Genomic DNA, 13,980 nt, shown 5'->3' on the forward strand with positions numbered 1-13,980 from the left:
TTTGTGGAGAACGGTTTAAGCTTCAACTAGTTTTGCATTTTTATTATAGCCATGGAATTGATCGACAAATTCAAAGTCATTTGATTGTCTTTTTCCTAGGATAATGTTTCTAAGTAAAATACCTTCGTTTGTTGTATTGTGAATAATTTCACCCCATGTACGTGCAGAACCTTGGACATAGGCTGTTCTCGGTTGTCTTTCTTTTTGGAACGCTGTAAATGCTGCAGGGATATCTTCACCATGTGCACTGAGCATATCTGACATGTATGCAGCATCTTCAAGTGCTTGACAAGCACCTTGAGCAAGATATTGTAGCATTGGGTGAGCAGCATCACCAGTGAGCGTAATGTGACCTTGCGTCCAGTTTTCGATTGGTAAGCGATCGAACATTGGCCAACGTTTTTGACGTGAGATAAATGAAATCGCATTTTGCACTAATTCACATGACCCAGCGAACACAGCGTCCATTTCTTCCGGAGTGCCCCAATCTTCAGTCTTTTCAATTTCGGGACGGTAGTTTTTACTTTTGAATACAACGACTTGGTTATAAAGTTCACCACGACGAACTGGATATTGTACTAAGTGAAGGTCTGGTCCTATCCACATATATACGTCATCCATATCCCCAATAGAGGTCTTCACTTCTTCAATCGGGATTGCCCCACGGTAAGCAACATATCCGGAACAAATAGGTTGGTCATCAGAGAACATTTTACGAACATTAGACCATAGACCATCTGCACCAATTACTGCGATTCCCTTATGAACATCACCGTTTTCTGCTTTAACTGTTACACCTTGATCGTTTTCTTCTGTTGTCGTAATTTTTTGGTTTGTTGCTAGTTCAATATATGGGTTTTCCTGACAAGCTTCAAGAAGCACACGATGTAGATCAGAGCGGTGTAATACAATATAAGGAGCACCGTATCTCTCTCTGTAAACCTCTCCTAAATCAAGTGCTGATAATTCTTTACCAGAGAATGCATCCATAAGTACAAGACGTTTAGGGAATACAGCGATTTCATTGATTTTATCCATTACGCCTAAGCGTTGCAAAACATTTGTCGCATTCGCTGCAAGTTGGATACCAGCTCCAACTTCACCGAATTCAGGTGCTTGTTCAAGCACTTTTACATATTGGTTATTTTCTGCTACACCTAATGCAGTAGCTAAACCGCCGATTCCTCCACCGATTACAATAAATGGATTCTGTGCTGTGTTTGTCATTATGTTTATCCTCCTTTTGTTTTACAAAAATAAATATTCTGTTTTATAAGCGTTTTCATTTACTTTTATATTTCGAATCTTTTAAGAACAACCGAGGCACTGTGCCCGGTTGTTCTTGTGCAATTAACGGAAAGCTTTAAATTCGCCTATGATTTTTTGTTCTCCGTTGTTTTCTTCAAGGTTTTGAGATTTTTCTAAGTCAAATCGCTCCATAATGGGTAGGTCATTTACTGAGAAAAGGTAGCTATCTTCAGCAGGTACATGTTCGTGCCATGCCCAGTTTGGAATACAGAAGTAATCTCCTTTTTTCCAATCGAATCGTTCACCGTTTATTACTGTATAACCAGAACCTTGATGTACTTGGTAAATAGTAGAATGTGTGTGACGATGTGCCTTTGTACGGAAGCCTTTTGGTAATAATTGCATCCAAGCTCCCATTGTTGGATTAGCTGTTTGTCCGTTCGATGGATTGATATATTCAACAGCGTAGCCATCATATGGATCTGGCTCAAATCTAGTTAATCCTTTAATCGCATCTTCTGTACGTTTCCACTTGTAATTTGCGAGTGGTGCCACGCTTGAATAGCGGTCATTAATTGGTCTTACCATTCCGCCACTGTATCTTTGTTCAGAGAAGTTATCTGGGCGAGTCGGCGTTTCAATCTTATTAGGGAATGGTTCAAAGAATGTACCACCGATTGAATAGATGGTAGGAATATCAAGTGCATCCATCCAAATCATTGGTTTATCACCTACATGGCCATGTCCATGCCAGAGGTTCTTTGGTGTAATAAGGAAGTCGCCTTCTTGCATGAAGATACGTTCACCTTCAACAATTGTGTAAGCTCCTTCTCCATCAGTAATAAAACGCAGAGCACTTTGAGAGTGACGGTGTGAAGGTGCTACTTCACCAGGAAGTAGCAGCTGCACAGCAGCATACAATGTTTGAGTAGTTGAAGCCCATCCCCATGGTTGTCTATAAGTCAACCCGGGGTTTTGAAAGTAAATCGCGCGTCTTTCTCCACCACGGTCAGGTGTGAAGATTTTAGCAGCTTCGGATAATTTTTTCTTTAAAAGCTCATCTGACCATAAATATGGCACAGCATGTGGTTTTGGTGTATGGTTCATCAGTGCTGGGATGGCTTCCCATAATGGACCGAGATGATATTCTTGGATTTCTTTCGTAAAGTCCTTTACGTCTTGATCCTCCATATATGCATGTTTTTCAGCCATAATATTTCGCCACCTTAATATTATTTTGCTAGCTTAGACAAGTTACGTTGAATTTGGTTGTAATGACCAGCGGCATGTTCATCGATAAAGTGATCGGCAATAAAGAATACAGATTTATTACCGAATTTTGCAAAGTTACGATGAGGTGATTCCTGAGCCAATGTGTCAGCAGATAAAACAGATAATTTGGTTTGAACATCTTGTTTTATTTGCGATAATTTTTTCAATTCGTCTTCAACTGATTGGTGTTCAGTATTTTCGACTGCTGCAAGGCGAGCAGGGTCCTGTAAGCCTCGTCCCCATTGGGAACCCGGGGCTTTTACAACTGTATCTATTTCACCTAGCCAATAAGGTAGGGCCTCGTTTAAATGAGTAATAACCTGCATAATGGACCATTCTTCTTTTGATGGGTTCCAACGTATGGTTTCTTCAGATAATCCTGAAACGGTTTCAATGATTTGATTTAATGATGTTTGAATAGACTCAATAGATTGCTGAATCGTTTTCGTTTCGCTCATAATTATTTTTCCACCTTTGAAACTTTATTTTCGAGAACGCCGACTTTATCTACTTCAATGCGAACGACATCGCCATCTTTCAAGAATACTTGAGGATCACGAGCAAATCCTACGCCTCCAGGTGTCCCTGTTAATACGATATCACCAGGTTCTAAAGTCATTAAGTTAGATAAGAATTCAACAAGCGTTGGAACATCAAAGACAAAGTTGGCTGTATTCGTTTTTTGTCTTTCTTCCCCATTAACAGTTAAAAGAACACCTAAACCAGATGGATCTTGTAATTCATCAGAAGTGATTAACCAAGGACCCATTGGTGCACTACCTTCAACTGTTTTACCTTGCAACCATTGAAGTGTGCGACGTTGGATATCGCGGTAAGTGACGTCATTAGCGATTGTATATCCTGCTACATAATTGAGTGCGTCTTCTTTTGCTACGTTTCTAGCTTTTTTACCTACAACAAAAGCAAATTCAGCTTCGTAATCTAATTGTTCAGAAATTGGATAGAATGGAATATCATCTTGTGGTCCAATCACTGTGTTGGCAAATTTAGCAAATACTACTGGGTGAGGCGGTAATTCTCTTCCCATTTCTGCAATATGTTCACGGTAGTTATGACCTACACAAATAATTTTTCCGGGTTTTGTTACAGGTGCTTCGATTTTTACATCTTCAAATGCATGTACAAGTGGATGTTTGAACGATTCACGATTATTTAATGCATAATCAACCATTTCCTTTGCGATGGAAAGGCTTTCATTTCCCCCTTGTAGGAAACCTTCCATTTGTGCTGGAATGTACGCTTCAGCAATTAATTCAGAACGTAGTTTACCTTCTGCTTCAAGGAAAGCTTGGTAAGCAAAGTTTAAGTCTACTACTTCATTTCCTTCTGTAACTGCTCCGATACGTGTGTTGTTATTGTGAGTGAAAGTAACTAATTTCATATTCAAACTCCTTTATGAAAAGTTTTTTTTGTCTAGGAATTGCGTGATCAAAGAGTAAAACGCTTTGTGTGGAAGTGTTAGGCATAAAACCTTTATTAATGAGCGTTTATTAGACTCTTTCTTCATTGGTTGTTTAATATTCCATTAATAGTGAACGATGTTATCTATTAATGATAAATTTATAGTATCCTAATTTTCAGATAAACTCAAGAGAATTTGTTGTGGTTTTTTAAACTTTTTGAAAAATAACTCCTTTCAAAAGGATGCAAAACATGGCTGAAATCAGAAAATATAGTGTTTTTCTGATATACTAAAAAAAATATAAAATAGGGGTTTTTACATGAAAAATCAAAAACAAGCTACGATCCAATCGATCCAAGTTGGTATGAGAATTATTGACCTATTAGTTGCTAGCGGAGAACCATTGAGGTTATCTGATATACAGGAAAAAACAGGAATTACAAAAAGTAATCTTTATAAATACTTGAACACTTTTACGGAATTAGACATTCTATACAAGGACAAACATAATGGACAATATCAACTTGGAAGTAAATTAATTGAATATGGGGTGGCAGCTATAGGGCAGGAAGATGTGATTTCACGTGTTCTACCCTATTTGAAGGATTTAAGTCATCAACTAGACAATACGTGCCTATTAACTACGTGGACATATAATGGTCCAATTATCTCGAAAATATGGAACCCGGGACATGCCTATAATATTGGTGCACAGCTCGGTTCACTTTTACCACCGCTTTCATCGACTGGGAAAATATTCGAGAGCTTCCTTGATTCAGCAACAACTAAAGATTGGATTAAGGTTATGGGGAAAGAAGGAAAAGGGAATGCGGTAGAAGAAATCAACCGCGTAAGGCAGGAACGGATTGCCTTTGCTAAGGAGCCTTTGATTCCTACTGTATCTTCTGTGTCTATACCAATCTTTAATTACAATCAAGAATTATTAAGTGCGATAACAGTAGTTGGTTTCTCAGAGTCGATTCCAAAAGACCCCTCTGCAGATAAAAGTCAATCTATTATAAAAGTAGGAAAAGAAATCTCTGCACAATTTGGCTATCGAGCGAGGGGCTGAATGATTGAATCCTACTCTATATGAGGCGGTTGCATCGAAGGGAAAGTTATTTGCCATAGCTAAAAGAGATTTAGTTATGGTCCATGTAAAAGAGCAAAACGAAGCTAAAAAGAAGCAAATCGAAGTATGAGCCATGTAAAAGAGAGAAACGAAGCTAACAAAGAATCAAATTGAAGTATGAGCCATGTAAAAGAGAGGAACAAGGCTAACAAAGAATCAAATTGAAGTATGAGCCGGGTAAAAGGGCAAAACAAAGCTTACATAAATAGCTGGATATGCATCTAGTAGTGGAAGGGTGATTTCACCTTTCATTCAAATGCGTAAGAAAAATTAGAAATTATTGTATCCCCCTTATATCCCAGCTACTTGGTTTAATTTAGACTAAAACTACACACCACCCGACTCCTTAATTGAAAATAGTTTCATGTGATTTTATTGAATATTTAAAAGAGAAGGTCTATAATTTTATATAAATAGTAAAGGTGGTGCTCTAATAGTGAACAGCAAGGATATGTCCAATCATGTATTTTTTGATATATTAGCAGAGAAAATTAAAAGAGATAGTCATGAAGAGTACAATCAATTTGTTAATTATGTAAACGTATTAGCTGAGGATAAAGGGTGGAAGGAATTACAAGAAGAGGTTGTTCATTTACAAGCTTTTCTTTCATATTTAGATGATAAGTTAGCTATCATCGATGATTATGAAGATATTATGAATATGAAAGCAACTTTGCTTGATATGATTGTTAACGATTTAAATGATACGTCTGTTTATCTTTTAGTGGAGGCTCTTATGTATAATAAAGAGCTGAATTATTTGCAATCCTTTGTATCTCCAGTTGAATATTGGGTGTCAGTAATAAAGGCAAAAGAAAGACTTTGTGCTGCATAAAAGATTTATTATAAAAAGCTGTTGACAGCGCCGGATGATAAGGTTATTCTGATTAATAATTAATGACTCTTAAAATTTAAAAAATTCAATTTATCAAGAGAGGTGGAGGGACTGGCCCTTTGAAGCCTCAGCAACCGACCAAAACTAGGTAACGGTGCTAATTCCAAGATAGATAAGTTGAGGATATGGCGATATATCGTGAGCCCCTCTTCTTTAGCAAGAGGGGCTTTATCTATGCCGATTAGACGACTAAAGGCGGCTTTCGATGGAAGAGTACAATCTCTTTTTATTGAAAGTGGTCTTTTTTCTGCTCTTGAAAAAAGGTGTTGGACATAAAAAATTGATGTTTCAAATTCAATTTATGAAAAAACAACCATTGTGCTGGCATATTCAAAAGCTCATCACTGATAGATGGTTCCGAGTCGAGTTTGTTTATTATAAGTGAAATGTGAGAGGAGAATGAAAAATGAATCATCACCAGTTTGATACAATAGCGCTTCATGGGGGGCAAGTGCCAGATCCTGTTACAAAGTCGAGAGCCGTACCAATATACATGACTTCATCCTATGTGTTTGAAGATACCGATCATGCAGCAAGCTTATTTCAGATGCAAGAGCCTGGCTTTATTTATTCAAGGAATGCAAATCCAACCAATGCAGTGTTTGAGGAGAGAATGGCACAGTTAGAAGGTGGCGTAGCCTCATTTGCTGTTTCATCTGGGCAAGCAGCGATTTCCATTGCCCTTTTAACACTTGCAAGAGCAGGCGATGAGATAGTTTCTACACAGGCTCTTTATGGTGGTACCTACCATTTATTTGCAGAAACGTTTAGTAAATTCGGTATCAATGTTCATTTTGTTGATGGGACGGACTTTACATCTTTAGAAGGAAAAATTAATAAAAGGACAAAGGCGATTTTCACAGAGACAATTGGCAACCCGAATATGGAGGTAGCCCATTTAGAAAAGTTAAGTGAGATAGCGAAACGTCACGGCCTACCATTAGTAGTAGATAATACATTTACTACGCCATTTTTACTAAAACCACTTGCATTTGGCGCGGATATAGTCGTTCATTCAGCAACTAAATTTATTGGTGGACATGGTACGGCAATCGGTGGGGTGATTGTAGATGGAGGAAGATTCGAATGGAGTAACGAAAGATTTCCTTCCTTTAATGAGAAAAAGCCTGCTATTGGTAATCGCAGCTATGTTGAAATTTCTAGGGAAAAAGCTTTTATTCTTAAAGCAAGATTTGAACTTGGCCATGACTTAGGGGCAACGCTGTCTGCCTTCAATAGCTGGTTATTTATTCAAGGTCTGGAGTCATTAAGTGTCAGAGTAGAAAAGCAAGTCGCTAATGCACAAGTTTTGGCTAAACGGTTAGGAGAGTTACCTCATATTTCTTGGGTGAACTACCCTGGGTTAGAAAGCCATCCACAATATCATCTCGGGAAAAAGTATTTTCCGAGTGGGGCAGGTGCAATCTTTACATTTGGCATCAAAGGGGGAATCAGTACAGCTAAAAGGTTTATCAACTCACTAAAGCTGGTATCACATTTAGCAAATGTTGGTGACGCGAAAACGCTCATTATTCATCCAGCGAGTACAACACATGCTCGTCTTTCACCTGGACAACAAGCGGAGGCGGGTGTGAGTCCCGAAATGATCCGCCTTTCTGTTGGCTTAGAGGATCCTGTAGATGTGATGGCTGATATCACGCAAGCGTTAAAACAATGTACGTAGGTTTATTACGATTTGCATTATAAAGGGTGAAAAGTGTGAAGTTAAACTGCTTATCAAAGAACCATTCTTTATTCCTTTACCATATACTTTGTTGATCGCATGTCTCAGGCGATTCACCTCATACAGTATGAATGACAATATTTTTCTCAAACAGAGCCATCAACACTGATATCTTACCATTACGACGCGCCTGTTTCCTTTCATGAAAAGGGGGATAGAGCCATCGCGTAATTCCCTGTATGAACTAGTTGCCTTTGATTATCTAATGGATGAAACCTTTTTATCTTTCCTTCGTATGTATTAAAAAGACGAACGGAAAGAGGAGGAATGGGGTATGGATAGACCAGTACTTAAATTGCCTCGTACTAAATGGGAATGGGGATGCGACATACTTGGTCTTATTGTATTCATTGGGTCGATTGTATTCTTAGTTGTTTCTTGGTCAGCTATACCTGAACAAGTACCGGGTCATTACAATGCTTCAGGGGAAGTTGATCGGTGGGGTTCTAAATATGAATTATTTATCTTACCAATTATCGGCGTGTTTCTATGGTTCATGATGGGGATATTTGAACGGTTTCCTCATATTCATAATTACCCTGCACGCATCAATGAATCAAATGCAGCCGCATTTTACTTAACGAGTAGAAAAATGCTAAATGTCATAAAGAATATTTGCCTCGCATTATTCGGCTTTATACTTATACAATCCATTAGAGTAGCATTAGGATGGGCGGACTCTTTAAGCATTTGGTTTCTGCCAGTGTTTTTACTTGCCACGATAGTTCCAATTATATTTACTTTGATTAAGTTTAGTCGAATTCAATAGTTGCCAACTTATCCTTTTTGGATAGGTTGGCTTTTTTATGTTATTTGACCAATAAGCACTGAAATAAATTGATAAAAAAATATTCCCCTATTAGGTAAGGTCACAGGCGAAATGGACTTACTGTTTGTAATATATATAAAAGGATAAGAAGGTGAAAATAGTGAACAGGTTTAATAAAAAAGGTTTTTGTTTGCCTGGAGGTTATCGGTATTGTGGCCCGGGTTGTAGCGGTCCAGGCAAGCCCATCAATTATGTGGATTCTTGTTGTCAGAAACATGATGCCTGCATTGATCGATATGGCCATTGTTATCAATGTGATCAAATGTTAATTGATTGTGTCAATCGAAAGAAGTATGCATCCAGGCATGAAGGAGCGACAGCTAGAGTAATTGATGCAGCTATGCGTTTTCGTATGCTTTGGGGATAATTTAGAAAGCTGGAGGTAAGGGAACGACTATCCCTGTCCTCTAGCTTTTTTGATATAAAGGGAATATTTAGTAGGAGAATAGCAAAACTTAGTCACAAGAATGGTTATTTTATAAAAGTAGGTGACAGAATGGTCAATCGAAGTAAAATGACATCTACAGAAATTGGTGCACTGTGGATTACTTATCAGAAGAAAACAATGATATTAAGGGTTTTAGAACATTTTATAGAAGTGTCCGAGGATAAAAAAGCGAAAAAGCTTATGCAAGGTTTATGGTCTGAGTTAGAGCCAAATGTCCACCGTATTGAACAGATATTTAATGATGAGGGTGCTGTTATACCTCAAGGCTTCACTAATGCCGATGTGAACTTGAAAGCTCCTAAAATTTTTGGAGAGGGATTTGATATTCTTTTGTGTATGGTGTTAAAGGAAATTAGCATGGGACTATACACCCTTCATATAGCAACGTCCTACCGAAATGATATTATTGATTTATATCGTGAGATGACAAATGTAACGCAGAAATATTATCAAAAGTTCTTAAATTATGCGGTTGACGAGGGGTATTACCCATTACCTAATTTGATTAATGTCCCTACAACGGTCGACTTCGTCTCAGATATAAATTATACAAAAGGTTATCGCCTGTTTGGTGACAAAAGAGATATTAATACGATTGAGTTTAGTTATTTAAACCAGTCTATTCAAACGAATACAGTTGGCATGATGCTTATGACAGGATTTGCTCAAACGGCAGTTCATACAGAAGTGAAGGACTATTTTATTAAAGGGAAAGAGCTCAGCAAGGATATTTTGGAGGGAACATATGACATCCTAATTAAGGATGATATTAGGGTGCCGACAATTCATGGGTTATCGCTTACTAAGTCTAACATTCCACCATTTTCTGATAAATTAATGATGTATCTAACCTTTTTGTTAAGTAATTTCGGTCTCGGTAGTCAAGGATTTGGTGCAGGCTTTAGCTTAAGAGATGACATCAACATCAAATTAGGTTTATTTGTAAAAGATATCATGTTGTTTATTAGAGAAAATATAAGAATTATGATCGATAATGGATGGTTAGAGGAGCCCCCAAGAATGAGTGTAAATAATTTGAGAGAATAAAAATTGATTGGAAAGTTTGTTTCGTAATGAAGCACTTTCCTTTTTTTTTTGAAATAAAGATTGCGATTATTCATATATTAGATTAACATCAAATTAGATGATTATCTAATTATATGAGGAGGGGACGAGAATGATCTCCATATTAAAAGAAGAGAAAGACTATGCGCGCTTATTCTTTGCGGGTGTTCTCAATGGAATAGGTGATCGATTTAGTCAAGTTGCGTTGTTAGCACTGTTATTGCAAGTAACAGGATCTGGCCTTGCTGTTGGTCTTGCTTTAGCGATAAGAGTCATTCCGTTTCTGTTATTTGGCCCACTAGGAGGATTGATGGCAGACCGTTTTTCACGGAGGAAAATATTAGTCTGCACAGATTTAGGACGTATCCTGTTTGCTTTGTCGTTTGTGTTTGTAAATGATGTTTCATCTGTCTGGATCGTTTATTTGTCGAGTTTTTTCTTAGCAGCAGGTGAAGCCATTTATGCACCAACAAGAAAATCTGCCATTCCGTTGATGGTGAAGGAAAAAAATATGATAAAAGTTAATAGCCTTGAACAAGTAATGGTAGGAGTTGTTCTTATTGGAGGGTCGTTTTCAGGTGGAGTGGTCACTTCTTTATTCGGTGCTAATTTTACCTTTTTCGTAAATGGTGCTTCCTTTTTAATTGCTGCTGTTTTGTTAGCTAAATTGCGCGTTCTTGATAGAGAAAGAACTGAGGAATCAATGTCCAAAAATAAGAAGAAAGGTTCATTCTTCATCGTTAAAGATGTTATTTTTCATTCGAGTTTATTATTAATCATTTTTCTATCAGAACTGTTAATTCCTCTATTTAATGGCATTGATAATGTGTTATTAAGTGTGTATGCAGTTCAAGAATTTCATTTAGGAGATGTTGGTGTCGGCATATTCTATGGTTCATTAGGAATTGGTTTAATGCTAAGCTTTCCTGTAGCAGAGAAATTGCAAAATCATCTAATGAGAATCGCCTTAATTGCACTGATGTTCGAAGGATTTTGTATTATCTTATTAAGCCAGTCACAACAAGTTTGGATGGCCATTGTTTTTTTAATAACGGCCGCGTTTTTCTCTGGATTATGTAACACCTGCTTTGATACGATGCTAATGAGAGAGACACCTAAAGATAAGAGTGGACTTATATTTGGTCTATTTACAACGATTTCTAATACAATGATAGGTATCTCTATGTTTTTAGCTGGGCTTGCCACTGTATGGATGCCTAATCGCTTGCTTGGATTATTAGGTGGGACTGGGTTTGTTATTTCTAGTATTTTCTTATTTTCTTTGTATTATATTTTAAAATACAAGAAACAGAAATAAAGCCCTAGCAAAGCATCTTGTTAGGAATAGAGTGTGAAAAAGAGGTGTTTATTTTGAACTTTATTGAAGCGATCGTTCCGTTAGCAAAGAAAATAGCTAAACAATATCACATACTGCCTTCACTAGTGATTGCACAAGCTATGCATGAATCTAATCATGGGAAGAGTAAATTGGCAATAGAAGGTAATAATTTGTTCGGTATAAAGGGTGAGTATAACGGACAGTCGGTAAAGATGTTGACTAAAGAATTTATAGATGGGCAAATGGTTACAACGGTAGCGGCATTTAGAAAGTACCCTTCATGGGAGGAGTCAATTGAGGACTTAGCAAAGCTTTATAAGAATGGTGTATCTTGGGATCGAAAAAAATACCTTGCTATTTTAGAAGAAAAAGATTACAAAAAAGCTGCTGAGCAGGTGCAGTTATCAGGTTATGCGACAGATCCTGATTATAGCAAAAAAATCATTCGTATCATTGAGACTTATCAATTACTACAATATGATACTAATCCTAAATATCATTTATCAAGGGACAAAAAAGGTTATGTAACGGTTGAAGATGCAAAGAAAGAGATACGAGAAAAGTCCCTGTACAAGGCAGGGAGTTATTATATTTTTAAAAAGGTAGGAGAAATATTTAATCTATCAAAAGTGGAAGGTATGCCAGGATCTTGGGTGAACCTAAATCAATTAGAGGAGGTAGAGTTTAGCTATACAGTCAAATCTGGCGATACGCTTTCAAAAATAGCAGCTGTGCACGATACAAGTGTCAGTAGCTTGCAAAAAATCAATCATATTCATAATCCTCACTTGATTACTGTCGGACAAATAATCAAGACAGGGGAAAAACATTACTATTACACCGTTCACCAAGGTGATACAGTCACAACTATCATAAAGAGATTTAAACTAACGGCGCAAAAGTTACAAGAATGGAACCATTTGAAAGATATCAATGTGATTACAGTTGGGCAAAAGTTACGAGTGAAATAATTGGAGGTGTAATCAAGTAATGGTAAGAGCAGTGATGTTTGATTTAGACGGAACCCTTCATAATCGAAAGGCAGCTATTTTGTCGTTTATTGAGAATCAGCAAGAGAGACTCTTTCCACATTTAGATAAGAAAATATATGCAGAAAGGTTCATTAATTTAGATCAAGGCGGCTATGTTTGGAAAGATAAAGTGTACCAACAGATGGTAGGAGAGTTTTCTTTAATAAACTTTTCTTGGCAAGAATTACTGCAGGATTATTTATCTCATTTTCCTTTACATGCCGAACTGTATCCTCAGGCAATCACATTGCTTAAAAGGTTGAAAAAGAAGGGCTTAAGGACGGCGATCATCTCGAACGGGTACAGTAAATTTCAGCGAGAAGTAATTAAGTCATTGCAGATAGAAGCATTGTTTGATGAAATTGTTATTTCAGAAGAGGTTGGTGTAAAGAAACCCCATCCTTATATCTTTGAACATACTCTTTCAAGACTTGGCGTATCTCCAGATGAGACAGTATATGTAGGTGACCATCTCAAAAATGATATAGTCGGTGCGGGTGGAGTGGGGATATATACAATATGGAAACAGCCTCGCCCTGCATTTACAACAAAAGGGGATGAGCATGTTTCTGATTTATCGGAAGTATTTGCAGCTATTATGAAAAAAGTAAATACTGAATTTTGTAAGGACCAAATCTTGTAGGATGGATGAGGTCTTTTTATTTTATTCATATTGGTATCGAATAACTTAAATTTAGAGATCCTTACATGCGTTTTTCTTGTGAAGAGAAGGAGAATAGCGAAAAAAATTGAATGAGAGTAGTATCAAAATTTATTTTAAAAGAGGGGTACCTAGTGATATATCATCATAACGAAAATAAAATCGAAACGAACCAATTAATGCTTCGCTTGTTTAATGAGGCCGATGTACCAGAAGTTGTTAAACTATGTAACAATTATAATCTTTATAAAAGTACTTTAAATCTTCCCTATCCTTATTTAACTGAACATGCTCTTATTTGGATGGAAAATCATCTTAGTGATTTCAATCATAATAAGCGGTTTGAGTTGGCAATAACTGATAAAATCACTGGCAAGTTATACGGTGCAATTGCGCTCTCGCATCATCAAACGTTCAATCATGGAGAGCTTGCTTATTGGATTGGTGAGAAATATTGGGGGAATGGCTATGCTACAGAGGCTGCTAAAGCGTTAATTGAATTTGCCTTTAGCGCAAAAAATTACAATAAAGTGTTTGCACGCTCATTCGATTCGAACCCAGCTTCAATGAGGGTAATTGAAAAGACCGGTATGAAGAAAGAAGGCCTGTTGAAAAAACATGTAAGAAAAGATGGAAAATATATAGACCTCGTATGTTATGGCATTCTTAAACCAGAAGCTGATGTTTTGGGTTAAATAGGGACATGTATTAGTTACGAGTTCATATGAGAGTGAAGTTGAAACAGCTAGGGACATAGGTGGGGAAGTACCTTGCTGTTGCTTTATTTAAAACTAATGGAGGACTCTCTAAGAGAGGGTAAGCTGTTTACTGTAATATACAAAAAAATTGTCAGTTTGGCATAGATAGAAAAATTGGATAAAACACAAGAAGGA

15 protein-coding genes and 1 riboswitch are annotated in these 13,980 nt (G+C 37.1%); of the genes, 11 read left to right on the forward strand and 4 right to left on the reverse strand.

From position 1 onward, the window contains the following. Nucleotides 1-15: 15 nt before the first annotated feature. The 4 genes from U9M49_RS17510 to U9M49_RS17525 form a co-directional block, all read right to left on the reverse strand. Nucleotides 16-1,227, reverse strand: coding sequence for an FAD-dependent monooxygenase (locus U9M49_RS17510; protein ID WP_095370918.1), 1,212 nt, complete (start codon nt 1,225-1,227; stop codon nt 16-18). Nucleotides 1,228-1,350: 123 nt separating this feature from the next. Next, nucleotides 1,351-2,460 (reverse strand): cupin domain-containing protein, encoded by a 1,110-nt coding sequence (locus U9M49_RS17515; RefSeq protein ID WP_322910298.1) that lies wholly within the window; start codon nt 2,458-2,460, stop codon nt 1,351-1,353. Between the two features lie 20 nt (nt 2,461-2,480). Next, entirely contained in the window at nt 2,481-2,978 is a 498-nt protein-coding gene (locus U9M49_RS17520) for a DinB family protein (protein ID WP_095370916.1), read from the reverse strand. A 2-nt stretch (nt 2,979-2,980) separates the two neighbouring features. Then, nucleotides 2,981-3,922 (reverse strand): fumarylacetoacetate hydrolase family protein, encoded by a 942-nt coding sequence (locus U9M49_RS17525; RefSeq protein ID WP_095370915.1) that lies wholly within the window; start codon nt 3,920-3,922, stop codon nt 2,981-2,983. 340 nt (nt 3,923-4,262) lie between these two features. On the opposite strand from U9M49_RS17525, the gene U9M49_RS17530 reads away from it, so the two are divergent. The 11 genes from U9M49_RS17530 to U9M49_RS17580 all read left to right on the forward strand — a co-directional run bounded on the left by U9M49_RS17530 (nt 4,263) and on the right by U9M49_RS17580 (nt 13,782). Next, nucleotides 4,263-5,015 (forward strand): IclR family transcriptional regulator, encoded by a 753-nt coding sequence (locus tag U9M49_RS17530; protein WP_095370914.1) that lies wholly within the window; start codon nt 4,263-4,265, stop codon nt 5,013-5,015. A gap of 4 nt (nt 5,016-5,019) precedes the next feature. Then, nucleotides 5,020-5,145, forward strand: coding sequence for a hypothetical protein (locus U9M49_RS17535; RefSeq protein WP_267892260.1), 126 nt, complete (start codon nt 5,020-5,022; stop codon nt 5,143-5,145). A gap of 366 nt (nt 5,146-5,511) precedes the next feature. Beyond that, nucleotides 5,512-5,910, forward strand: a complete 399-nt coding sequence (locus U9M49_RS17540) for a hypothetical protein (protein WP_095370913.1) — start codon at nt 5,512-5,514, stop codon at nt 5,908-5,910. An 87-nt stretch (nt 5,911-5,997) separates the two neighbouring features. Beyond that, nucleotides 5,998-6,089: riboswitch (SAM riboswitch) on the forward strand. Between the two features lie 287 nt (nt 6,090-6,376). Beyond that, the gene (locus U9M49_RS17545; RefSeq protein ID WP_095370911.1) at nt 6,377-7,654 is read left to right on the forward strand and encodes an O-acetylhomoserine aminocarboxypropyltransferase/cysteine synthase family protein; all 1,278 of its coding nucleotides are present in this window, start codon (nt 6,377-6,379) and stop codon (nt 7,652-7,654) included. Nucleotides 7,655-7,988: 334 nt separating this feature from the next. After that, entirely contained in the window at nt 7,989-8,483 is a 495-nt protein-coding gene (locus U9M49_RS17550; RefSeq protein WP_322910299.1) for a DUF1648 domain-containing protein, read from the forward strand. A gap of 160 nt (nt 8,484-8,643) precedes the next feature. After that, nucleotides 8,644-8,910, forward strand: coding sequence for a Parvovirus coat protein VP1-like protein (locus U9M49_RS17555; RefSeq protein ID WP_095370909.1), 267 nt, complete (start codon nt 8,644-8,646; stop codon nt 8,908-8,910). A 129-nt stretch (nt 8,911-9,039) separates the two neighbouring features. Next, entirely contained in the window at nt 9,040-10,038 is a 999-nt protein-coding gene (locus U9M49_RS17560) for a DUF3231 family protein (protein ID WP_095370908.1), read from the forward strand. A 130-nt stretch (nt 10,039-10,168) separates the two neighbouring features. Next, nucleotides 10,169-11,374 (forward strand): MFS transporter, encoded by a 1,206-nt coding sequence (locus tag U9M49_RS17565; RefSeq protein ID WP_322910300.1) that lies wholly within the window; start codon nt 10,169-10,171, stop codon nt 11,372-11,374. A gap of 53 nt (nt 11,375-11,427) precedes the next feature. Next, a complete protein-coding gene (locus U9M49_RS17570) occupies nt 11,428-12,366 on the forward strand; it encodes a glucosaminidase domain-containing protein (protein ID WP_322910301.1) in 939 nt (312 codons plus the stop codon). 19 nt (nt 12,367-12,385) lie between these two features. Then, nucleotides 12,386-13,069 carry an HAD family hydrolase gene (locus U9M49_RS17575; RefSeq protein WP_307315569.1) on the forward strand — a complete coding sequence of 228 codons (684 nt, stop codon included), beginning with the start codon at nt 12,386-12,388 and terminating at the stop codon, nt 13,067-13,069. Nucleotides 13,070-13,221: 152 nt separating this feature from the next. Further along, a complete protein-coding gene (locus tag U9M49_RS17580; protein WP_416337106.1) occupies nt 13,222-13,782 on the forward strand; it encodes a GNAT family N-acetyltransferase in 561 nt (186 codons plus the stop codon). Nucleotides 13,783-13,980 lie beyond the last annotated feature (198 nt).

Origin of the sequence: Cytobacillus sp. OWB-43 (assembly GCF_034651445.1) — a bacterium.
Classification (GTDB): Bacteria; Bacillota; Bacilli; order Bacillales; family Cytobacillaceae; genus Cytobacillus; species Cytobacillus kochii.